The following is a 22448-nucleotide window of genomic DNA, read 5'->3' as shown; positions in this document are numbered from 1 at the left end:
TTCTGGTCATGGCTTGTCCGCTGGCTTCTTTCTGGTGGCTTTAGGCTTGTCCGGCTGATCGAGCCTGATCTGCAGGTTCTCCAGTGCTGCTTCCTTCTTGGTCAGCAACAGTTCCAGCATGCGGCTCTGCTGCTGCGCATCGGTCATGCCTTGTTTGAGCGCGGCGTTTTCGTCCTGCGCGCCGCGTAACCGTTCTTCCAGCAGGGCGCATTGGGTGCGGGCGTGCTGCTGTTGTTCTGCGAAGGCAGCATTCTGTGTGTTGGCCTGCTTCAGCTGGTCGGTCTGGCTGTGCAGTTCGCGCAGGGTGTTGCGATTTTCAGCCAGCAGTCTTTCGTTGTCTCGATTGAGCTGTGTGATGTTTTCCTGGTGCATGGCAAGGCCTTGTTGTGCCTGTCGCAGTTCCATTTGCAACTGCTGAACCTGACCTTCGTGGCGTCGCTGCTCCTGCTCGCGTTGTTCCTTGATCGCGTTGCGATAGTGCTCCAGCGCGTCGCGGGCATGCTGGTGCTTTTCTTCCAGGGAGTGGATCTGCCCGTCCTTGTCGTGCAGGCGAGCCTCCAGGTCCTGATTGGCCTGAAGCAGTCTGGCGTGTTCTGTCTGTACATCCTGCAGTGTGCGTTGCGTGTGGAGCAGGGCGGCAGCCTGCTGTTCCAGTGCCTCTTCACGCTGCTGTGCGTGCCGATCCAGTTGACCGATCTGCTCCTGAGTGGCCGCAAGTTGCCGCTGGAGGGTGTCGCGTTCGGCCTGGTGCTGATCGTGCGCCTGATCAATACGCTCTTGCGCCTGCTGCTGAAGCCTCTGGGCGAGATGCGCGACTAGGTCGCTCAATTCCTCATTGATATCCGGTGCCGGGGCGTGTGTGGATTCAAGCTCCTTCAGATAGCGGTGGATGGTGGTTTTCGAGCCGGTATTGCCCATTTCGATACGTACCGCATCAATGCTGGGGTTTTCGCCTCGGGACAGCAGCGACGCTCTCGCTTTCTGCACTAATGCCTTGTTTACACCGCCGCGGGCCATGCTCTCTCCTACGATTTCGTACTGTGGTATGTACTCTGTAATTACATACTATATGTTTTGAAATAATTAGCTATTTTTTGAATTAAATAACGCGGGATATTGGCGTATTATCCCGTGTCAGGCGCTGTCAGCTCCTTTTGACGCGTCGCTACCGGTACACCCGAGCAGGTTTGAGCCATGAATGACGTTGACCGCTATATCGAGGCGGCGACCCGCGACAACACGCGCCGCAGCTATCGGGCTGCCATCGAGCATTTCGAGGTGACATGGGGCGGCTTTCTGCCGGCGACCAGCGAAAGCGTGGCGCGTTACCTGGCCAGCCACGCGGGAACGCTGTCGGTCAATACCCTGAAGCTGCGCTTGTCAGCGCTGGCCCAGTGGCATGTCAGCCAGGGTTTTGTCGATCCCACCAAGGCACCGATGGTGCGCAAGGTCATCAAGGGCATTCGTGCGCTGCATCCTGCGCAGGAAAAGCAGGCCGAGCCATTGCAGCTACAGGATCTGGAAAAAGTCATCGCCTGGCTGGAGATCGAGATACACGAGGCGAAGGCGCAACACGACCAGCCGCGTCTGTTACGCGGTCGACGTGATTCGGCGTTGATCCTGCTGGGGTTCTGGCGCGGGTTTCGCAGCGACGAGCTTTGCCGCCTGCAAATACAGGACGTCAAGGCCATCGCCGACTCGGGAATCAGCCTTTATCTGCCGCGCAGCAAGGGTGATCGCGACAACCTGGGCCGGACCTATCAGACCCCCGCGTTGCAGCGGCTGTGCCCGGTGCAGGCCTATATAGAGTGGATCAACTGTGCCGCGCTAGTGCGCGGGCCGGTGTTTCGGGCCGTGGACCGCTGGGGTAATCTAAGCGAGGAGGGGTTGCACGCCAACAGCGTCATCCCGTTGCTGCGTCAGGCCCTCCAGCGTGCAGGCATCGCCGCCGAGCACTACACCAGCCACTCGCTGCGCCGTGGCTTCGCCAGTTGGGCGCACAGCAACGGCTGGGACCTCAAGTCACTGATGTCCTATGTAGGCTGGAGGGACATCAAGTCGGCGATGCGCTACATTGATGCCGCTCCGTTCCTGAGCCCATCGGAGGCGGGGAGCGGTCCGAAGGTTTCTTCTATCAATAAGCTGCCTTCATAGTGAAAAGCAATCAGTGACATCAGGTTTGCCAATGAGCGATTGTCATCGATCATGCGTAAGCTTCACTTCATCGAATTCACAACCCATCCAACCCATCAGGAGATATACCGATGCCTATCATCAACAGCCAAGTAAAACCGTTCAAGGCTACCGCATTCAAGAACGGCGCTTTCGTTGACGTCTCGGACGCTGACTTCAAAGGCAAGTGGTCTGTCGTATTCTTCTACCCGGCCGACTTCACCTTCGTATGCCCGACCGAGCTGGAAGACCTGGCTGACAACTACGAAGAGTTCAAGAAGCTGGGCGTTGAGATCTACAGTGTCTCGACTGACACCCACTTCGCTCACGCTGCATGGCACAACACTTCGCCAGCCATCGGCAAGATCCAGTACACCATGATCGGTGACCCGACCCTGACCATCTCCCGCAACTTCGACGTACTGATCGAAGAAGCCGGTCTGGCGGATCGCGGTACTTTCGTGATCAACCCTGAAGGTCAGATCAAAATCGTCGAGCTGAACGACGGCGGTGTTGGCCGTGACGCTTCCGAGCTGCTGCGCAAGATCAAGGCTGCTCAGTACGTTGCCGCTCACCCGGGCGAAGTCTGCCCAGCCAAGTGGAAAGAAGGCGAAGCTACTCTGGCTCCGTCCCTGGACCTGGTTGGCAAGATCTGAGTCGCATGAATCGGCTAGGGGCGTTGAGCTCTTGAGCAAGTAAACCGCATCGCCCCAAAAAACGCCCGGGCGGTCATCGCCTGGGCGTTGTTATTTCTACCCTTTGTAAAGTTGTTATTTCTACCCTTTGTAAACAGGAAGCCGCCACATGTTGGACGCCAATCTTAAAGCCCAGTTGAAATCCTATCTGGAGCGGGTTACTCGCCCCATCGAGATCGTCGCGTCCCTTGATGACGGCGCGAAGTCCCAGGAAATGCTTGCACTGCTCAATGATGTGATCAGCGTTTCCAAGGACGTCACCCTGAATGACAGCGGCACCGACGCACGTACTCCGTCGTTCTCGCTGAGCAGCCCTGGCCACGATATCAGCCTGCGTTTTGCCGGTATCCCCATGGGTCACGAATTCACCTCGCTGGTCCTGGCGCTGCTGCAAGTCGGCGGCTATCCACCCAAGGTCAGTGCGGAAACCATCGAACAGGTTCGCGCGCTTGAGGGCGAATTCCATTTCGAAACCTATTTCTCGCAGTCCTGCCAGAACTGCCCGGACGTTGTCCAGGCACTGAATCTGATGGCAGTACTGAACCCTGGTATCAAGCACGTCGCTATCGACGGTGCGCTGTTCCAGGACGAAGTCACCGATCGCAAGATCATGTCGGTACCGAGCATCTATCTGAACGGTGAATTGTTCGGCCAGGGCCGCATGGGCCTGGAAGAGATTCTGGCCAAAATCGACACCGGTGCCGGTGCGCGTCAGGCGGAAAAACTCAACGCCAAGCAGGCTTTCGATGTGCTGGTCGTGGGCGGTGGCCCCGCGGGCTCTGCGGCGGCGGTCTACGCTGCCCGCAAAGGCATCCGCACCGGTGTTGCCGCCGAGCGTTTCGGTGGTCAGGTGCTCGACACCATGGCCATCGAGAACTTCATCTCGGTACAGCATACCGAGGGGCCGAAACTGGCCGTGGCGCTTGAAGAACACGTCAAGCAGTACGAAGTCGACATCATGAACCTGCAACGCGCCGACAAGCTGATCCCTGGCGCAGCCGGCGAGTTGCATGAAGTGAAGTTTGCCAGCGGTGCCAGCCTCAAGGCCAAGACGTTGATCCTTGCCACCGGCGCACGCTGGAGGGAGATGAATGTGCCGGGTGAGCAGCAGTACCGTAACAAGGGCGTGGCTTATTGCCCGCACTGCGACGGTCCGTTGTTCAAAGGCAAGCGCGTCGCTGTCATCGGTGGTGGTAACTCGGGTGTCGAGGCTGCAATCGACCTGGCCGGTATCGTGTCCCATGTGACACTGCTGGAGTTCGACGTGCAGTTGCGTGCCGACGCGGTGCTGCAGCGCAAGCTGCACAGCCTGCCGAACGTGACCGTGATCACCAGTGCGCAAACCACTGAAGTGACGGGTGATGAGCAGAAGGTCAACGGCCTGCGCTACAAGAACCGCACCACAGGCGAAGAGATCACCGTGCCGCTCGAAGGTATCTTCGTGCAGATCGGTCTGCTGCCCAACAGCGAATGGCTCAAAGGTGCCATCGAGCTGTCGCCGCGTGGCGAGATCGTGGTCGATTCCCGTGGAGAAACTTCGGTGCCGGGTATCTTCGCTGCCGGTGACGTGACAGTCGCCCCGTACAAGCAGATCATCATCGCCCTGGGCGAAGGTGCCAAGGCCTCCCTGAGCGCTTTTGACCACCTGATCCGTACCTCCGCACCGGCTTGATCGGACAGCGGTAAACAAAAAGCCCCGTGAGCGATCACGGGGCTTTTTGTTTTTCAGGCTGATCGCTCCTTGCCGGAGCGATCACCGCCAGTCTCAGAGCGGTGTAGGCTGGATGATCTCTACCCAGTAGCCATCCGGGTCCTTGATAAAAGCCAGGCTGTTCATGCGGCCGTCGGACAAGCGCTTCTGGAAGTCGACGCCCAGGCTTTCGAATCGCTCGCAGGCGACTTTCACGTCAGGCACCGACACGCAGATATGGCCAAAGCCGCGCGGGTCGCTGTTACCGTTGTGGTACGACGCTGTGGCATCGCTTTCGGTACCGTGGTTATGGGTCAGCTCTAGAATGCCGGGGATCGACTTCATCCATTCGTTGCGCGCAGCGTCGTCTTCCGGGATCTGCGCCTTGTCGACCAGCGCCAGGAAGTACAGGCTGAATTCGGCTTCCGGGAAGTCTCGTTTTTCGACCAGGCTGAAGCCCAGTACGCGGGTGTAGAAGTCCAGCGATTTGGTGATGTCCTTGACGCGCAGCATGGTGTGGTTGAACACAAACTGCCGGGTGGCCGCTTCAGGATTGGCTGTGACGCCCGGTAGGGTGTTGAGTTCGTGCAAGCTCATCAATGTGTCTCCAACAGAATGTACAAATAATGCCAAATGATACGGGGCAGGGCGAGCAGTGCCAAACCCGGCTTGGATAACGTCGCGTCGGCCTTGCTCGATGCCGACAACAGGCTCAGAATTTCCGGTCAACCGTTCTGGCGACCCGATCATGATCCTTTCGCACTACCGACGCTCCGTGCCAAGCCTGTGCCTGTTCCTGCTGCTGGGCGCTGCCCAGGTCCATGCCGCCGATGCAATGATCGTCTGGCCCGCAGGCTGGGAGGTCGAGTCGTTACCGACCGAGTCGGGCGAGCCCGTTCAACCTTCCGTGCAGGTCAGACAGCGCGCGGTTAAAAACGATCAAAGTGGAAATCCGCTGATGGTCATGGAGCTCACCCAGACGCGCCTGACGCCGGGGCATGAGGTCAACGTCCAGGGCGTTCTGCTGGAAATGCGCAAGTCGGTTCAGGTCAATTTTGCCCGCAGCGGATTGCAGAGCGCCTGCACGCATGTCCGCGAAAGCCGGCTCAGCGTGGTGCCCGCGCTCGAAACCACCTGCACCATTACCCAGAACGGTGTGCACGTGCTGACCCAGACACTGGTCGCGGCCGCCAGCAAGGATCTGGCCTGGTCGTTGTCTTATGCGGGATCGGCAGACGGCTATGCGAGCAACAAGGATGAGGCACTGCGTATTCGCGAGAGTCTGCGTCTGGACGTTACGCAGTGACATCTGCCTTTTCGCAGACAAAAAGAAGCCCGCCGAGGCGGGCATGGGGCGCTATTCCTTTAGCGGTCTTCATCATCCGAGAGTCCATGTGAAAAAAGTGTGAAGCTGCGCTGGGCTGCGCATTCGATGCTGTTCAGCGCACCGAATCATTGAGAAACAAATAGTGCTGTATCTCATCATGCTGTCGACCTGAATAATTACTCTACACACTTCAGCAACTGTTCAGGTTTGTAACTGTGTGCTGAATCGCATAATCCGGATTTATTGGCGTCATTATTCCCGCGGCATTTACCCGGTGCATTGAAGTATACGAACCGGACAGTTCACCTAATCATGTATATGAATTCCCAGCGCGGACCGGCAGGCACTGTGTGATGACGCCTGAGCGCAGCGCTGCAATGCGCAGGTGTTCATCTGCAGTGCCGGAGATAAAAAAGCCCTGCACGTGCAGGGCTTCAAGTGACAACTTGCAATCAGGCACGCAGCCATGAATCAACAGTGTCTACACCGTATTGCTCTTTCCACGCCTTGAGGCCGCGATGGTTGCCGCCCTTGGTTTCAATCAGCTCGCCGGTGTGCGGGTTCTGGTACACCTTGACCACGCGTGCACGGCGACGCTTGGGCCCTGCGGGTGCAACCAGCGAGGTGGCACTCGAAGGGTCAAGGATGGCGATGATGTCACGCAGGCTTTTGCCGTAGGTGCCCATCAGGTCCTGGAGCTTTTGCTCGAATTCGATCTCCTTCTTCAATCCGGCGTCATTCTTCAACGATTCCAGCTGTGCAAGCTGTTCCTGAAGGGCTTTCTCTGCTGCTCGAAACTCGGCAAGTCTGGACAATTAATATACTCCAACAATGTAATGGCTGTTGTCAGCCCTATAAAGCGATGAGACAAAACTGATGGGTCGATTCGCTCACTCGAGGGTGCCCGATACCTGCGGTTTCTATGCTGAAACTTGGCCTTTGCGGCTTGTCGTTGTGCAGATAGAGGGTATTTATAACTCAGTCGCCCGCAAATGATGCACTTTTTTTTTCAGTTAGAAAATAGCCTTTCTCAAATTCGTTAAATGGCATGGGGGAACGATGTTGGATATAGGGGGTGATGTCCGTGTTGTAGGCTGAGGGGTGTTGTAAGTTATTTCCGATATTACCCACGGATGGAAAACGTGCCATGAGAGAGTGGAGGGCTTAGAAAAAGAAATATCCCACAGGCAAAAGGAGTGTTGAGTGAGGAAATGGCCGGAATGTCTGAAGGCCACGTGCTGAAAGGCGCGTAGACCCTTCAAAGATGGCCTTTCGCCCGTCTCAGCGTTGCGTTTGTGACCCTACAGTCCCTGTTGCAGCACTGGGTCATCCGGGTTCTGCTGCTCGAGCTCGGCCAGCAGAATCTGCACGTTTTGCAACTGGCCGTTCTCTTTCCAGTACTGGATCAGCAGCACCCTGGCCTTGCGATTGGCGGGCTGGTTCTGAACGATCTGGGTCAACTGGCGCTGTGCCGCTTCGAGCTCGTTCAACGAGTGCAGGGCCACCGCCAGGTCATAGCGATAGTCATTGTTATCGGGTGCCAGTTCCGTGGCCTTGGCCAGGCTGAGCACGGCGAATTCAGCCTGGCCGTGGTTCAGCAGCCACATGCCCAGCGCATGCTGGAGCAGGGACGAGCCAGGATTGTGCTCCAGCAACTGTGCGAAAAGGCCGCGCGCCTGCTCGGCCTGGCCCTTGCGGTCCAGTAATTCGATGTGCGCCAGCGCTGCTTCGATATTGCCCGGGTCCAGCGCGGTGGCCCGCTGTAGGGCCGCGAGCGCAGGTTCCAGGTCGCCGGTCTGCAGATACAGCCTGGCCAGTTGCAGCTGGTTTTGGGCGTTTTGCGGCTGGCTCTTGAGTGATTCCTGAAACGCCTCGGCACTTTGCTGCAGAACGGCAAAGTACAGGCCCAGCTCATCGGGGGAGAGGCCAAGCAGGGCGCCGGTGGCGCGAAACCTGACGGATTGTTCGGCGTCATCCAGCAGCGGGCCGAGCAACAGACTGCGCTGGCTGTTGGAGACCAGCCTGACGCTGACATCGATGGCCGCTTCGCGCACTTGCGCGGACGGGTTACTCAAGGCCGCATCGAGCAACTTGAGGGCCTGGGGGCTGGGGTAGTCGCTCAGTTCGGCGAGCAGGCTGATGCGTTGTGCGTCAGACAGGTCAGTCCGCGCCAGTTGTTGGTACAGCACGCGCGCGGCACCGGGTTTGCCGTCATGTGCCTGCTCCAGCGCCTGGGCATAGGTATGACTGAGCTTGGCCGGGGCCGTCTGGACGGGCATGCGCCACCACCAGAAAACCAGCGAAAGCACCAGCAGCGCTGCAGCCGCTGCGCCGATCAGCCAGCGACGTCGAGAAGTGGGTTGAGGCGATAACCCCGTGGTAGAAAGTCTGGGCATATCGATTTCCAATGCTTGACGGGTTGCAGCTTCGGGGAGTGGCTGGCAGCTGTCAAACGGCAATCATGATGCAGCCGGATTTCAGGCAAAAAAAGCCCCGCGGCCTGATCGGACGCGGGGCGGGTTTACCGGCTTTTCAGGTTCAGGCCTGAGGTTGCCAGCCGCCACCCAGTGCCTTGTAGATGGCCACAATGCCACGGTACAGCTCGATTTCTGCCTGCGCCTGAGCGTCCTCGGCCGCCAGACGCTCGCGCTCGGCATCCAGCAGGACCAGAAAGTCCGCCGTGCCTTCGCGATACTGCACCGAGGCCAGTCTGGCCGCCGAGCGACTCGCATCGCTCTGGCGCATCAGTGAGACCAGCCGCTGCTGGCGTTTGTCGTAGTCGCTGAACGCGTTCTCCGACTCTTCCAGCGCGAGCAGCACCTGCTGCTCATAGTTGGCCAGTGCGCCTTCTGCGTCGGCGTCGGCACTGCGAATCTGCGCCCGGACACTGCCCAGATCGAAGGCCGCCCAGGTGATGCTGGGGCCTAGCGACCAGGCTCTGGCCGCTGACGAACCGATCTGCGAGCCGCGTCCGGCGGTAAAGCCCAGAAACCCGCTCAGGCTGACCCTTGGGAACAGATCGGCAGTCGCGACGCCGATACGGGCGGTCGAGGCAGCGAGTTGTCGCTCGGCTGCGCGGATGTCGGGCCGATTGCGCAACACTTGCGTCGGGTCGCCAATCGGCAAGGCCTTGGCGATGGCCGGCAGCTTGCTCGGGCTCAAGTCGACGCTGAGGTTTTCCGGACGCTCGCCCAGTAACGTGGCGATGCGATTGCGTTGGCGAGCCTGCTCGGCCTGCAACTGCGGAACGGTCGCCTCGACGGCGGCCAGTCGTGCCTCGGCACGCACCACATCCAGCTCGTTGCCCACGCCCGCATCGCGCAATTGCGTGGTCACGTCCTGAGAACTCTGCTGATTTTTCAGGTTGTCGCGGGCAATGGCTTCACGCAGTTGTGCGCCGCGCAGTTGACCATAGGCATCGACCACCTCGGCAATCAGCGTGACCTGCAGCTGATAGAGGTTGGCCTCTGCAGCGTCCTGATCGGCATCGCTGGCTTCCAGCTGGCGCTGTATACGCCCGAACAGGTCCACTTCCCAGGCCATGTCCAGGCCCAGGTCATAGCGCTCGCTGTTGACCCGGCGCTCGGTGATGCCGGGTTGCTGACCCTTGCCGATGTCGCTGCTGGCGCGGCTGGTCACCACTGGCATCACATCGTTGGCGACGTCATCGCGAATGGCGCGCGCCGACTTGAGCCGGGCGAAGGCGACGCGCAGATCGCGGTTGCCGTCCAGTGACCGGGCTACCAGTTTGTTGAGGGTCGGGTCCTCGAACTGCTGCCACCAGACCCTGTCCACTTTGCTGCGGTCATAGTTGCCCTGGGCGGCGGCGGCCAGTTTCGCTGGCGCCGTGGCCGGCGCCTGGTAGTCCGGGCCTACGGCGCAGGCCGCCAGTGCCATGACCAGCAGGCTCGGGATGAAGACTTTGTACGCACTCATCAATGCATCTCCGCAGGCAGGTTTTGCTGGCTGTTTACCCTGGCGGCCTTGCGGGCCTCCTGGCGTTCGACGTAATTACGGATAAGCACGTAGAACACCGGCGTCAGCAGCAGGCCGAAGAAGGTGACCCCCAGCATCCCGGAGAACACCGCGACACCCATGGCATGGCGCATCTCGGCACCTGCACCGCTGGACAGCACCAGCGGCACGACACCCATGATGAAGGCGAACGAGGTCATCAGGATCGGACGCAGACGCAGGCGGCAGGCTTCCAGTACCGCATCCAGCGGGCTCATCCCTTCGGCCTGTTTGTCCTTGGCGAACTCGACGATCAGAATCGCGTTCTTGCACGCCAGGCCTACCAGTACGATCAGGCCGATCTGAGTGAAGATGTTGTTGTCGCTGCCAGCGATCATCACCCCGGCAATCGCCGAGAGCAGGGTCATCGGTACGATCAGGATCACCGCCAGCGGCAGGCTCCAGCTTTCGTATTGGGCTGCCAGCACCAGAAACGCCAGCAGCACACAGAGCGGGAACACGAACAGCGCGGTATTGCCCGAAAGGATCTGCTGATAGGTCAGGTCGGTCCATTCGTAGATCATGCCGGTGGGCAGTTCCTCGCGAAGCAGTTTCTCGACTGCCGCCTGAGCCTGACCAGAGCTGTAGCCCGGCGCTGCCGCACCGTTGATTTCAGCAGTGATGAAGCCGTTGTAGTGCATGACGCGGTCAGGGCCTGCGGTATCGCTGACCTTGACGAAGGTCGCCAGCGGGATCATCTCGCCCAGGTTATTGCGCACCTTGAGCTGACCGATCTGATCGGCATCCTGACGGAACTGCTGTTCAGCCTGGACATTGACCTGATAGGTGCGGCCGAAGCGGTTGAAGTCGTTGGCGTACAGCGAACCCAGATACACCTGCAGGGTGTCGAAAATATCGCTGACTGCCACGCCGTGGGTCTTGGCTTTCTCGCGGTCAATCGCGGCATCGACTTGCGGTACGTTCACCGTGTAGCTGGTAAACAGTCCGGCCAGTTCCGGCACGCTGCGGCTTTTGGCGATGATGTTCTGGGTTTCCTTGTACAGCTCGTCATAGCCGAGGTTGCCACGGTCCTCGATTTGCAGACGGAAGCCGCCGATGGTGCCCAGGCCTTGTACCGGTGGTGGCGGGAAGATCGCCATGTAGGCTTCCTGAATCGAAGCGAACTGACCGTTTAGTGCACCGGCAATCGCGTTGGCCGAGAGGCTCGGGTCCTTGCGTTCGTCGAACGGTTTGAGGGTCACGAACACCACGCCGTTATTCGGGCTGTTGGTGAAGCCGTTGATCGACAGCCCCGGGAAGGCAATCGCATCCTGCACGCCAGGCTGCTTGAGGGCCAGCTCCGACATGCGCTTGATGACATCCTCGGTGCGGTCCAGGCTTGCGGCGTCCGGCAACTGGGCAAATGCGACCAGGTATTGCTTGTCCTGGCTCGGTACGAAACCGGTTGGTGTGCTGGCAAAGCCCATCCAGGTCAAAACCATCAGGCCCGCGTAGACCAGCAAGGCAATACCGCTGCTGCGAATGACCCTGGCGACCGTCCCGACATAGCCGTGGCTGGCTTTCTCGAAAAAACGGTTGAACGGACGGAACAGCCAGCTGCCGAGCATTTTGTCGAGGAACCGCGAGAAGCGATCCTTGGGCGCGTCATGACCTTTGAGCAATACCGCTGCCAGTGCAGGCGACAGGGTCAGCGAGTTGAAGGCGGAAATGACCGTCGAGATGGCGATGGTCAGCGCGAACTGCTTATAGAACTGCCCGCTAAGCCCGGAAATGAATGCCGCAGGCACGAACACGGCGCACAGCACCAGCGCCGTCGCGATGATCGGCCCCGTCACTTCGGCCATGGCCTTGTGCGTGGCGGCGACCGGTTCCAGGCCCAGTTCGATGTTCCGTTCGACGTTCTCCACCACCACGATGGCATCGTCGACCACGATACCGATCGCCAGTACCAGGCCGAACAAGGACAGCGCGTTCAGCGAGAAACCGAACATATGCATGACCGCAAAGGTGCCGATCAACGAGACCGGTACGGCCACCAGCGGGATGATCGACGCGCGCCAGGTCTGCAGGAACAGGATGACGACCAGCACTACCAGAATCAGGGCTTCGAACAGCGTGTGAATCACCGCCTCGATGGAGCCACGGACGAAGATCGTCGGGTCATAGACGATGCTGTAGTCCATGCCTTCCGGGAAGCTTTGCTTGAGCTCGGCCATCCGTGCCCGTACATCGTTGGAGATGTCGATGGCGTTGGAGCCGGGACGCTGGAAGATCGGGATCGCGACCGCAGGCTGGTTGTTGAGCAGCGAGCGCAACGCGTACTGGCTGGAACCCAGCTCGATGCGGGCAATGTCCTTGAGGCGAGTGATTTCGCCATCGGCACCGGCGCGCACGACCACGTTTTCGAACTCTTCCTCACTGACCAGACGGCCCTGAGTGTTGATCGACATCTGAAAGCTGGTGGCATTCGGGGAGGGCGGGGAGCCCAGCTGGCCTGCGGCTACCTGACGGTTCTGCTCGCGAATCGCATTGACCACATCAGTGGCGGTCAGGTTGCGTGAGGCGGTCTTGTTCGGATCAAGCCAGACCCGCAGTGAATAGTCGCCCATGCCGAACAGTTGCACGTCACCGACGCCGCCCAGTCGCGCCAGCTCATCCTTGATGTTGAGCACGGCGTAGTTGGACAGGTACAGCATGTCGTAGCGTTTGTCCGGCGAGGTCAAGTGCACAACCATGGTCAGGTCGGGGGAGGCCTTGTCCACCGTGATGCCGATGCGTGTCACTTCTTCAGGCAGCTTCGGCTCGCTGCGGGTCACGCGGTTCTGCACCTGCACCTGCGCGTTGTCCAGGTCAGTACCCAGTGCGAAGGTGATGGTGAGGGTGAGCTTGCCATCAGCGGTGGCCTGCGAGGACATGTAGAGCATGCCTTCGACACCGGTAATCGCCTGTTCCAGTGGCGAGGCCACGGTTTCGCCGATCACCTTGGGGTTGGCGCCGGGGAAGTTGGCGCGCACCACCACGGTTGGCGGAACGACTTCCGGGTATTCGCTGATCGGTAGCTGGAACAGCGAGATGGCACCGGCGATCAGGATCAGCAGCGACAGCACTGCGGCGAAGATCGGCCGTGAAATAAAGAATTTGGAGAAGTTCATCGGACGAGTCCCTTAGCCGCGCGGCGCGGCAGCGCTGGCGATTTTGACGGCCGCTTTGGGCGCCACTGGTGGCAGGTTGCTGGCTTCGAGGGCCTGGCGTTGTTTGAGCAGTGCGGCGAGGGTGTCGGCGCTGGCCATCGGAGTGACTTCAGGGTCCACAGGCTGGCCGGGACGAACGCGCTGCAAGCCTTTGACGACGATGGTGTCATCCTTGGCCAGACCATTGCGCACAATGCGCAGGCCTTCGATTTTCGGCCCCAGCTCGACAGCCCGGTAAGCGGGCTTGTTGTCCTTGTCCATGACCAGCACAAACTTCTTGCCCAGGTCGGTGCCCACTGCTTCGTCATTGATCAGCACGGCCGAGTAAGTGCCGCTGCCCACCAGTTTCAGGCGTGCATACAGGCCGGGGGTAAACGCACCGTCGGCGTTATCGAACACGGCGCGGCCACGAATGGTGCCGGTCCTCGGGTTGACCTGGTTGTCGACAAAGTTCATCTGGCCCAGGTGCGGGTTGCCGGGTTCGTTGGACAGCCCCAGGTACACCGGCGTGGTCTGACCGCGCTGGCCTTTGCGGGCCAGTTCGGTGTATTTGAGGAACACGCGCTCGTCTGCGTCGAAGTAGGCGTAGACCTTGTCGGTGGAAACCACGCTGGTCAGGGCGGTGACATCGGCGGTAACAATGTTGCCAGCGGTGATTTCGGCACGGCTTACGCGGCCTGAAATCGGTGCGGTGACCCGGGTGAAACTGAGGTTCAGTCGAGCCAGATCCAGTTGCGCCTGGATGGCCGCGACACCGGCCTTGGCTTCCTGCGCCGAGGTGGTACGCGATTCGGCCAGCTCGGCGGAAATCGCATTGTTGCTGCGCAGACGCTCACCGCGCTGCGCTTCGCTGTCACTGCGCGAAGCAACTGCGCGGGCCTGTTGCAACTGGGCTTCGAGGCGGCGGACTTCCGACTGGAAAGGGCGAGGATCGATCTGGAACAGCAGATCGCCTTTCTTGACCAGCGCGCCGTCGGTGAAGGCTACCTGATCGATCTGGCCGGAGACCCTTGGACGCACTTCGACCGTTTCAGGTGCTTCGAGACGACCGGTGAATTCATCCCACTCGTTGACTGGCTGCTCCAGTACCTTGGCCACACTGACCTTGGCCGCGCCAGGCGCACTGGTGGCTTCCGGCGCACGGCCGCAGGCACTGATGACGATCAAGGCGAGGGCGGTGAGAGGATAGCGCAGATGGCTGATTGTCTGGTGCATGGGAAGTTCCGCCAATAGTGAAGAATGGGGCGGATTCTGTTGCGCACGGGGTGTTATTAACGAATCGAATAAACCGAAGGTTACTATCACCGACAATGATGAGTACCTATAGGTCTGTGAAACTCCCTGGCCGAGCGAACCTGAAAGTGGACTTCGGCCAGGTATTTGGAGCTGAAAGTGATGCCCTGACAGAGCGCCAAAAAAGCTCATGTCATATTGCTATCTCGTCGATCAATCTTTGCAATCGCCGCGACTATTAAGTTGTTCCGCGGACAGTCGATCCTTGGGTATCACGATAAATCCCCAGGAAAAATTTATGAAGTCGACATGGCTGGACAATTTGAAGGTCAGCAAAAAGCTGAGCGTAGGCTTCGGTCTGATACTGCTGGGCGTACTGACGGTCACCGCGATCGGTTACCTCAGTACCAACCTGCTGATCGAACGGCTGGGCAAGGCAGCCAAGGTTTCTGAGGTGAAGGCCGATGCGCTGAGCCTCAGGATCGCTGCGCAGACCTACACCGCCAAGCCTGACGCGAGCAATTCGCAGGGCTACACGTCGGCTCTGGACAACCTGGGCAAGACCATCGAGGACGGCCTGAAGATTCTGACCGTTCCGGTCAACGCCGATATGCTCAGAGGGATTCGCGACCAGGCGGGTGTCTTGAAGCAAACGTTCAGCCAGTTGGTCGATAACAATCGGCAAATTGATCAGGCCATGCAGCCGCTCATCACTATTTCCGAACAGGTCAGCGGAAGTTTCGAAACACTGCTGCAAAAGACCTTTGACGACGTTTCCCGCTCGCTGGACCAGAGCGGCATCGATCAGGTGAAGATTGCCGGCGACCTGCGCAATGGCATGACCAACTTTCGCCTGGTGTTTCGCCGTTATATCAGTATCCCGACTGCTGAAAACAGGCAGATTACTTTCGACGCTGCCGACTCGCTGATCGCTCAGGTGGGCAGCGCGCGCAATCAATTGCCGAACAAGGCCGGCCCGGCGGTGGATGAGGCGCTCGCGGCGCTGCAACAGTACAAGTCGTTGATGGTCTCCATCTCGCAACTGATGCAACAGAACGATCAGATTCGCGACAGCCTTCGCCAGCAGTCAATGGACATCGTCACCAGTGCGGAAAAGCTGATGGCGGGTCAGGTGGTCAGCGCCAATAAAGAAAAAGACAGCGCAGTAACCCAGTTGCTCACGGTGGCGGTGATCGTATTGCTGCTGGGTATCTTCGCGGCGATCCTGATTACCCGTCAGATCACCCGTCCGCTCGATTCGACTGTGATCGCGGCGCGTCGGATTGCCGACGGCGATCTGACCAACGACCTCAGCACCACTCGCCAGGATGAGCTGGGCCTGCTGCAAAACACCATGCAACACATGACCGTATCGCTGCGGACCCTGATTGGCGGTATCAGCAATGGTGTGACACAGATTGCCACGGCAGCCGAGGAGCTTTCAGCCGTCAGTGAGCAGACCAGCGCGGGTGTTACTCAGCAGAAACTGGAAGTCGATCAGGTGGCGACCGCCATGAACCAGATGGCGTCCACCGTCCAGGAAGTGGCGCAGAACACTGAAGATGCATCGCAGGCCGCCAGACAGGCCAGTGATCGTGCCGCCCATGGCAGCAGCGTGGTGCAACACGCCACGCGTGAAATCAGCCAGCTCGCCGGTGAAGTGGGACAACTGGGCGAGGCCATGCAGCGCCTGATTCAGGACAGTGACAAGATCGGCGGCGTCATCGATGTGATCAAGGCGGTGGCAGAACAAACCAACCTGCTGGCCCTCAATGCGGCGATCGAAGCTGCACGTGCAGGTGAGCAGGGCCGTGGCTTTGCCGTGGTGGCCGATGAGGTGCGCTCGCTGGCTCAGCGTACACAGTCATCCACGACTGAAATCGAGGCGCTGATAAAGTCCTTGCAGGATGGCACCGGCGCAGCGTCGGAGCTGATGAATGCCAGCCGTCAACGCACTGAAGGCACCGTGGCGCTGGCGCGGCAGGCCGAAGAATCGCTGCTTGAAATCACTCATTCGATCGTGACCATCGAGCAGATGAGTCAACAGATCTCTGCTGCCGCTGAAGAGCAGAGCGCCGTGACCGACGAAATCAATCGCAGTGTCATCAGCGTACGCGATATTGCCGATCAGTCGGCCACGGCCACTGAGCAGAGCGCGGCGTCTACCGTGGAACTGGCGCGCCTGGGCAGCAACCTGCAGGACATGGTTGCGCGCTTCCGGATCTGATGGTCGCCACTTTCAAATCGTTGCGAAGTTCAAACGTCTCACCCTGCAAAAAGAGCGGCGCTGGCAATCAGCGCTGCTCCACCCGCTGCAGAAACCTTCGGGTCCGCTCGTTTTGCGGATTCAGCAGAATTTCGCTCGGGGTGCCGTCCGCCACGATGCGGCCGCCCTCCATGAACAGCACCCGGTCAGCGATGTCCTGAGCGAATTTCATCTCGTGGGTCACCAGTAGCATGGTCATCTGAAACTCGTGGGCAATCGAGCGAATCACCGCCAGGACCTCGCCGACCAGCTCGGGGTCGAGCGCTGACGTGACCTCATCGAACAACATGACCTGCGGACGCATGGCCAGCGCCCTGGCAATCGCTACACGTTGTTGCTGACCACCGGAAAGCTGGCTCGGATAGGCATCGGCCTTGTGCGCAAGCCCGACCAGCCCGAGGTATTGGTGCGCGCGCTCAAGGGCCTCTTCGCGAGTCAGTCTGAGTACCCGTAACGGCGCTTCGGTGACATTTTCCTGCACGGTGAGGTGCGGGAACAGGTTGAATTGCTGGAACACCATGCCTACCCGATGTTCTACCGGAGCCTTGCGCGCGCCAGGCCAGCGCCATCCGGATGTGCGCGCGGGCACTGCTCGGCCTGCGACTTCTATGCTGCCTTGCTGGTAGTTTTCCAGCCCCTTGATAAGGCGCAATACCGTTGATTTGCCCGAGCCACTGGGGCCGATCAAGGCCACTTTCTGACCTTGAGGAATGCTCAGGTCCAAGTGGTCGATAATCCGGTTGTGGCCGAAGTCCTTGACCACGTGTTTCAGCTGTATCTGCGCGGTGGTGACGGGCGGGATTGCGGTGTGTGCGAGATCAGACATGGCTGCGTCTTTCCAGGTATTTGAACAGCAACGAGGTCGGCACGCTGATTGCCAGAAACATCAGCGCCATCACCGTGTACGGTTCGTTGTAACGATAGGTCATGCCGGCGATCTGCTTGGCGGCCTGAAACAGTTCAGGGATGGTAATCACCGCCAGAAGCGGGGTTTCCTTGAACATGCCGATCAGGTAATTGCCGAGCACCGGCAGCATGGGTTTCAACGCCTGCGGCAGGATGATGCGCCGCCAGGTGTCGCTACGATTGAAGTCCAGGGCGCGTGCGGCTTCCCATTGTCCGGCCGGGATGTCGTCAATGGCTCCGCGATACGCTTCGGCAATGTAGGCCGCGTAATAGCAGCCAAGGCCGATCACACCGGTGGTGATCGCCGGAAAGGTAATGCCCGCCAGCGGCAGGGCGAAGAACAGTACATACAACTGGACCATCAGCGGCGTATTGCGGAAAAAGCTCAGGTAGCCTTTGCTCAGGCGATGCACGATGGTTATCTGCGAGCGTAGTGTCAGGGCCAGGACCAGACCGAGCAACACCGCGAGCAGGAACCCGAGGACCACGACCTGCACAGTCACCAGCAAACCCTGAAACAGCTCCGGCAGAATCGACCAGGCGAATGCGATATCAAATTCCATCGTTCATCCCCTGGCTGTGCGCCACGCGGTGGCGTGCTGCTCATAGCGTCGGACCAGCCAGCTCAGTGGCCAGGCCATCACGAAATAGCACACCAGCACGATGCTCCAGATCAGCGTCTGCTGGCCCAGCGTGGTGATCAATTGACTGCCGGTGAAGGTCAGGTCGGTGAGGGTGATGAGCGAAACCAGTGATGTGGTTTTCAGCAGCTCGACCAATTGATTGCCCATCGGCGGGATCATGAACGGCAGGGCCTGCGGCAGAATGATTCGCCGAAACGCGTTTATCGGCCCGAAGTCCAGCGCACGCAACGCATCGCGTTGGCCCTGGCTGACGTTGATCAGCGCCGAGCGAATGATCTCCGCGCCATACGCCGAAAACGTCAGGCCCAGCCCCAGCACGCCGGTGGTCATGGGGGACAGGCGAATGCCGAACAGCGGCAGGATGAAGAACAGGTAGAACAGCAGCACCAATGCCGAGATGCCGCGCAGCACCTCGACATACACAGTAGCGAACCAGCGTAGCGCCCTGAACGGCGACAGGCGCATCAGGGCGATTACAAACGAAAGCACCAGTACCAGCAGTTCGGCAAGCACGGTGATCTGCAGGGTGATCCAGGCGCCGTGGGCCAGTTGTCTGGCAATGAAGCCTGCGGTTTCCAGTGTTGCGGCATCAACAGGCATGGCCGTACTCGTGTGGGTCAGGGCCGTTTACTGCGCGCCCTCGCGGGGCGCGGCAGGTCATGGGTTGCAGCGTTGGGCTGCGGTGATAGCCGGGTCAGCCAGTTCGTTTTCGGTGTAGCCGTACTTCTGCAGGATGTTCAGCAGCTCGCCCGACGCCCGGAGTTTCGCCAGTTGTTCGTTGAAAGCCTGTTCAAAAGCCGGGTCGTTTTTCGGCAGGCCGTAGGCGTGGTAATTCCAGCCCGGTTTGCCACTGGCGTCCGGAATCTGCTCGAAAGGCAAGGCGCGCTCGATGTCCGGACTGTTGGCTTTCTTGATCAGACTGATGACTTCGGCGTCGGGAAAATACACCACGTCCACGCGACCCGCCTGCAAGGCGGCCAATGCCTCGGTGTCCTTGTCGAACAACACCACGTTGCCGTTGGCGATACCGCTGTCTTTGGCTTCCTGGACCTGATTACTGCCAGGTTGAGTGGCCAGGCGCACCTTGGCGTTGCTGGCGACGTCCTTGAGGCTGTGCAGGTTCAGCGGGTTGCCGGTTTTGACAATGAACGCACCACCGGATCGTGTAACCGGGTTGGAGAACGCGATGACCTTGCAACGATTCGGATTGATGAACAGGCCCGCACCAATCAAGTCGAAACGACCTGCCGCCAGACCCGGCACCAGCGAACCGAAGTCAGTGATAGGCGTCTCGATCTGCTTGATGCCCAGCGGTTCGAGAATCGCCCGCAGTATCTCGACGTTGGCCCCGGTGGCTTTGCCATCGGTGCCGATGTAGGCATAGGGCTGTTCATTGGCGATGCCAGCGGTCAGGCCGTCAGTGCGACCTTTTTCCAGCAGTCCGGCCAGGGCAGGGAATGAGATGACGGCATTCAACAGCAGCGCTGAACCCATCAGGGCTGGGAACGACAGGGTTTTTATGCCTTTCATTGCGGGTGCTCGACGTAGGGAGGGATAGGGCTTCTTGCTGATACGGCCTGAGCATGCGGGTCAGGTGCGCAAGGTAGCCTGGTCTTGCCTGCATCCTGCTTCGGCAACGTTTGGTGCATAAGGTGCAACTCTATAGCTATTAAAAAAATAATTTAAATATCAATAAAGAATATGCATATATACAGTCGCCGACGTTATGGACTCCAAACGTCGGGCGGCCAATTTCTACAAGACCCGGTATTTGTCAGTACGTCCCTGTTTGTAACTCCAGACGCCGACCAGGTATCGCGGCAATCAACTCCTGGGTGTAGGACGCTTCAGGTCTGGCAAAAACATCCTCGGCCAGACCCTGCTCGACAGTCTTGCCATGCTTGAGCACCAGTACCTGGTGGGCAACGCTGGCGACCACTGCAAGGTCGTGGGACACCAGCACGTAGGCAATGCCCGATTCGGCTTGCAGTTCGACCAGCAGGTCGAGAATCTGCGCCTGCACTGACACGTCCAGTGCCGAGACCGGCTCATCGAGCAGCAGCAGATCGGGCTGCAGGGCCAGTGCTCTGGCAATGGCAACCCGCTGACGCTGTCCACCGGAAAGCTCGCGCGGCAGGCGGTCCAGATAGGCCACGGGCAACTGCACTCGCTCTATCAATCGGCGTGCCGCCTGCTCCAGTTCGCGGCCTTTGAGCAGACCGAACGAAACCAGTGGCTCGACGATGCTTTCGAATAACGTGAAGCGTGGGTCAAGGGCTGCGAACGGGTTTTGCTGCACCAGCTGAATACGCCGTCGCAGCGGCCTGAATTCGCGCCAGCCCAGGTCGGTGACATCCTGGTCGTCCAGTAAAACTCGTCCGTGAGTGGGCTTTTCCAGGCCCAGCGCAATGCGCAGCGCAGTACTTTTACCCGAGCCGGACTCGCCGACGATGGCCAGGGTCTGGCCGGCATACACCTTGAAGTTGACGTCCTGCAGCGCCTGGAAGTCTGTGTCTTCGCCTTTTACGTAGGGCAGGCGATAGGTCTTGCCGATGTTGTTCAAGGTCAGCAGTGGCCTGGCGCTGCTCGCTACCGGGCGCGGTATTGCCGGGCTCTTGCGTTGCCCGAACGCGGGTGCTGCTGCGATCAGCGCACGTGTGTAGGCATGGCGAGGCGCGATGAGTATCTGTTGCGGAGGGCCTTGTTCGACCAGCTCGCCCTTGTTCATCACCAGCACTCGATCGGCCCGGTCGGCCGCCACGCCCAGATCGTGGGTGATGATCAGCAGGGAAATACCACGCTCGGCCACCAGACGTTGCAGATGATCGAGGATCCTGCGCTGTACCGTCACGTCCAGAGCGCTGGTGGGTTCGTCGGCGATGATCAGGCGAGGATTGCCGGCCAGGGCGATGGCGATCAACACGCGCTGGCGCATGCCGCCGGACAGCTCGTGCGGGTACTGACGAGCGCGCAATACCGGTTTGTCCAGACCGACCTGCTGCAGCAATTCCAGCACATCGGCATCCACTGCCGGATAACGTCGACCGTGAGCCAGAAGCAGTGCTTCGGCGATTTGCCGACCGATGCGCAGGGTCGGGTTGAGGCTGACCATCGGGTCCTGCGGCACCAGACCAATGGTGCCGCCGCGAATTCGCCGTTTCTCGCGTTCGCCAGCATGGCCAAGATCGTGTCCATCGACGTGTAGCTCACCGCCGGTGATGGCGGCGTTGTCCGGTAGCAGGCCGAGTATGGCGTTGGCCATCGTCGACTTGCCGGACCCGGATTCGCCGACAATCGCCACGGTTTCACCTCGGGCGACCTGGAAGGATACGTTGCGCACGGCCTGGTTGATCTGGCCATCGAAGCGGTAGGCGACACTCAGATGACGAATGTCGATCAGTTGAGCGGTGTCATTCATCGTTGAGTCTCCTCCAGCGTGCGGGCGATGTGGTTGAAGCTGAACACCACGCCGACCACGAACAGCCCCGGCAACAGCGACACCCAGGGTGCAGTCATCAGAAAATGACGACCGTTGGCAATCAGCGTGCCCCATTCGGCGGCCGGTGGTTCGGCGCCGAAACCCAGAAAACTCAGCCCGGCAGTGGCCAGAATCGCCGCGCCGAAGTCCAGCGTGGCCAACACCGCCACCGGGCCCCAGGCGTTCGGCAGGATGTGGCGCAGCAGGGTTCGCGTCCAGCTTGCACCGCCCAGACGCGCGGCTTCGACGTACGGCAGGGTTTTGACCCGCAGCACTTCGGCGCGGGTGGTGCGCGCGAAGCCGGGGATGATCCCCACACCGACCGCAATGGCCACCGGCAGGGTGCCGAAACCGATAGCAGTGACAATCGCCAGCGCCAGTAACAGACCGGGCAGGGCCAGCAATACATCGATCAGGCGCATGATCACCGCATCGATGCGCCCGCCTGCGAAACCGGAAATCACCCCCAGACTCAGGCCGCCGGCCATGGCGATGCCGACAGCCAGCAATGCCGCCTGTACCGAGAGGCTGGAGCCATGCACCACGCGGGTATAAAGATCACGGCCCAACTCGTCGGTGCCGAACCAGTGCGCGGCATTGGGCGCGGTGAGCTTGTCGGCAGGCGAGGTGGCATAAGGTGCGTAGCTGCTCAGCAGGTTGGGTGCCAGCGCGGCCAGCAGCGCAAAGGCGACGATTGCCACGGCCAGCAGAAAACCAGGGCGCCGCAACAGGGGGCGCGTCGCTTCCACGATCCGGCTCAGGCTGCTGCGCCGTCGCCACTGCAGGGCAGGTGCGGTTTTACCCGCAATGGTTTCACTGGAAACGACCAGGCGAGCCAGGCGCGCAAGGCGGTTGTCGAAGATAGTCATGG

Annotated in this window: 18 protein-coding genes and 1 pseudogene; 6 read left to right on the top strand and 13 right to left on the bottom strand. The window is 59.9% G+C overall.

Features of this window, described 5'->3' with window-relative positions:
• Positions 1 to 6: 6 nt before the first annotated feature.
• The gene (locus AC54XV_RS15290) at positions 7 to 1017 is read right to left on the bottom strand and encodes a DNA-binding protein (RefSeq protein WP_060409409.1); all 1011 of its coding nucleotides are present in this window, start codon (positions 1015 to 1017) and stop codon (positions 7 to 9) included.
• Between the two features lie 177 nt (positions 1018 to 1194).
• Here AC54XV_RS15290 and AC54XV_RS15285 point away from each other — a divergent pair, with 177 nt between their 5' ends.
• The 3 genes from AC54XV_RS15285 to ahpF all read left to right on the top strand — a co-directional run bounded on the left by AC54XV_RS15285 (position 1195) and on the right by ahpF (position 4539).
• Positions 1195 to 2154, top strand: coding sequence for a site-specific integrase (locus AC54XV_RS15285; protein WP_011268128.1), 960 nt, complete (start codon positions 1195 to 1197; stop codon positions 2152 to 2154).
• Between the two features lie 110 nt (positions 2155 to 2264).
• Entirely contained in the window at positions 2265 to 2828 is a 564-nt protein-coding gene (ahpC, locus tag AC54XV_RS15280) for an alkyl hydroperoxide reductase subunit C (protein ID WP_002553298.1), read from the top strand.
• A 148-nt stretch (positions 2829 to 2976) separates the two neighbouring features.
• A complete protein-coding gene (gene ahpF / locus AC54XV_RS15275) occupies positions 2977 to 4539 on the top strand; it encodes an alkyl hydroperoxide reductase subunit F (protein WP_003315309.1) in 1563 nt (520 codons plus the stop codon).
• A 93-nt stretch (positions 4540 to 4632) separates the two neighbouring features.
• Here ahpF and gloA read toward each other — a convergent pair whose 3' ends face one another.
• A complete protein-coding gene (gene gloA / locus AC54XV_RS15270; protein WP_003315308.1) occupies positions 4633 to 5154 on the bottom strand; it encodes a lactoylglutathione lyase in 522 nt (173 codons plus the stop codon).
• A 100-nt stretch (positions 5155 to 5254) separates the two neighbouring features.
• On the opposite strand from gloA, the gene AC54XV_RS15265 reads away from it, so the two are divergent.
• Positions 5255 to 5863, top strand: coding sequence for a DUF4946 domain-containing protein (locus AC54XV_RS15265; protein WP_024660021.1), 609 nt, complete (start codon positions 5255 to 5257; stop codon positions 5861 to 5863).
• 473 nt (positions 5864 to 6336) lie between these two features.
• Here the strand turns inward: AC54XV_RS15265 and AC54XV_RS15260 are convergent, their stop codons facing one another.
• From AC54XV_RS15260 to mexE, 5 genes are all read right to left on the bottom strand, one after another.
• A complete protein-coding gene (locus AC54XV_RS15260) occupies positions 6337 to 6699 on the bottom strand; it encodes a histone-like nucleoid-structuring protein, MvaT/MvaU family (RefSeq protein ID WP_002553302.1) in 363 nt (120 codons plus the stop codon).
• A 486-nt stretch (positions 6700 to 7185) separates the two neighbouring features.
• On the bottom strand, positions 7186 to 8280 hold the full coding sequence (locus AC54XV_RS15255) for a tetratricopeptide repeat protein (protein WP_011268125.1): 1095 nt from the start codon (positions 8278 to 8280) through the stop codon (positions 7186 to 7188).
• A gap of 142 nt (positions 8281 to 8422) precedes the next feature.
• Positions 8423 to 9820 carry an efflux transporter outer membrane subunit gene (locus tag AC54XV_RS15250; protein WP_054091942.1) on the bottom strand — a complete coding sequence of 466 codons (1398 nt, stop codon included), beginning with the start codon at positions 9818 to 9820 and terminating at the stop codon, positions 8423 to 8425.
• Complete coding sequence (locus tag AC54XV_RS15245; RefSeq protein WP_011268123.1) at positions 9820 to 13011, bottom strand: efflux RND transporter permease subunit; 3192 nt, start codon at positions 13009 to 13011, stop codon at positions 9820 to 9822. Before AC54XV_RS15245 ends, AC54XV_RS15250 begins: the two co-directional genes overlap by 1 nt.
• Before the next feature lie 12 nt (positions 13012 to 13023).
• A complete protein-coding gene (gene mexE / locus AC54XV_RS15240; RefSeq protein WP_003400728.1) occupies positions 13024 to 14265 on the bottom strand; it encodes a multidrug efflux RND transporter periplasmic adaptor subunit MexE in 1242 nt (413 codons plus the stop codon).
• A 208-nt stretch (positions 14266 to 14473) separates the two neighbouring features.
• Here mexE and AC54XV_RS15235 point away from each other — a divergent pair.
• Both AC54XV_RS15235 and AC54XV_RS15230 read left to right on the top strand, forming a co-directional pair.
• Positions 14474 to 15604: pseudogene (locus tag AC54XV_RS15235) on the top strand (methyl-accepting chemotaxis protein); the annotation flags it as partial.
• 33 nt (positions 15605 to 15637) lie between these two features.
• Positions 15638 to 16510, top strand: coding sequence for a methyl-accepting chemotaxis protein (locus tag AC54XV_RS15230; protein ID WP_370683546.1), 873 nt, complete (start codon positions 15638 to 15640; stop codon positions 16508 to 16510).
• A 67-nt stretch (positions 16511 to 16577) separates the two neighbouring features.
• Here the strand turns inward: AC54XV_RS15230 and AC54XV_RS15225 are convergent, their stop codons facing one another.
• From AC54XV_RS15225 to AC54XV_RS15200, 6 genes are all read right to left on the bottom strand, one after another.
• Positions 16578 to 17375 (bottom strand): amino acid ABC transporter ATP-binding protein, encoded by a 798-nt coding sequence (locus AC54XV_RS15225; protein ID WP_060409411.1) that lies wholly within the window; start codon positions 17373 to 17375, stop codon positions 16578 to 16580.
• Positions 17368 to 18018, bottom strand: coding sequence for an ectoine/hydroxyectoine ABC transporter permease subunit EhuD (gene ehuD, locus AC54XV_RS15220; RefSeq protein ID WP_058821895.1), 651 nt, complete (start codon positions 18016 to 18018; stop codon positions 17368 to 17370). The genes AC54XV_RS15225 and ehuD overlap by 8 nt, the downstream gene beginning before the upstream one ends.
• 3 nt (positions 18019 to 18021) lie before the next feature.
• Positions 18022 to 18699 (bottom strand): ectoine/hydroxyectoine ABC transporter permease subunit EhuC, encoded by a 678-nt coding sequence (ehuC, locus tag AC54XV_RS15215; protein WP_053275456.1) that lies wholly within the window; start codon positions 18697 to 18699, stop codon positions 18022 to 18024.
• Between the two features lie 57 nt (positions 18700 to 18756).
• The gene (ehuB, locus tag AC54XV_RS15210) at positions 18757 to 19629 is read right to left on the bottom strand and encodes an ectoine/hydroxyectoine ABC transporter substrate-binding protein EhuB (protein ID WP_011268119.1); all 873 of its coding nucleotides are present in this window, start codon (positions 19627 to 19629) and stop codon (positions 18757 to 18759) included.
• Between the two features lie 244 nt (positions 19630 to 19873).
• Positions 19874 to 21517, bottom strand: a complete 1644-nt coding sequence (locus tag AC54XV_RS15205; protein ID WP_058821894.1) for a dipeptide ABC transporter ATP-binding protein — start codon at positions 21515 to 21517, stop codon at positions 19874 to 19876.
• Complete coding sequence (locus tag AC54XV_RS15200; RefSeq protein ID WP_003400747.1) at positions 21514 to 22446, bottom strand: ABC transporter permease; 933 nt, start codon at positions 22444 to 22446, stop codon at positions 21514 to 21516. The genes AC54XV_RS15205 and AC54XV_RS15200 overlap by 4 nt, the downstream gene beginning before the upstream one ends.
• Positions 22447 to 22448 lie beyond the last annotated feature (2 nt).

The sequence above is a fragment of the Pseudomonas fragariae (ex Marin et al. 2024) genome (assembly GCF_059621105.1).
The sequence above is the reverse complement of the archived record's forward strand: the minus strand, read 5'-3'. Positions and strand labels throughout refer to the sequence as shown.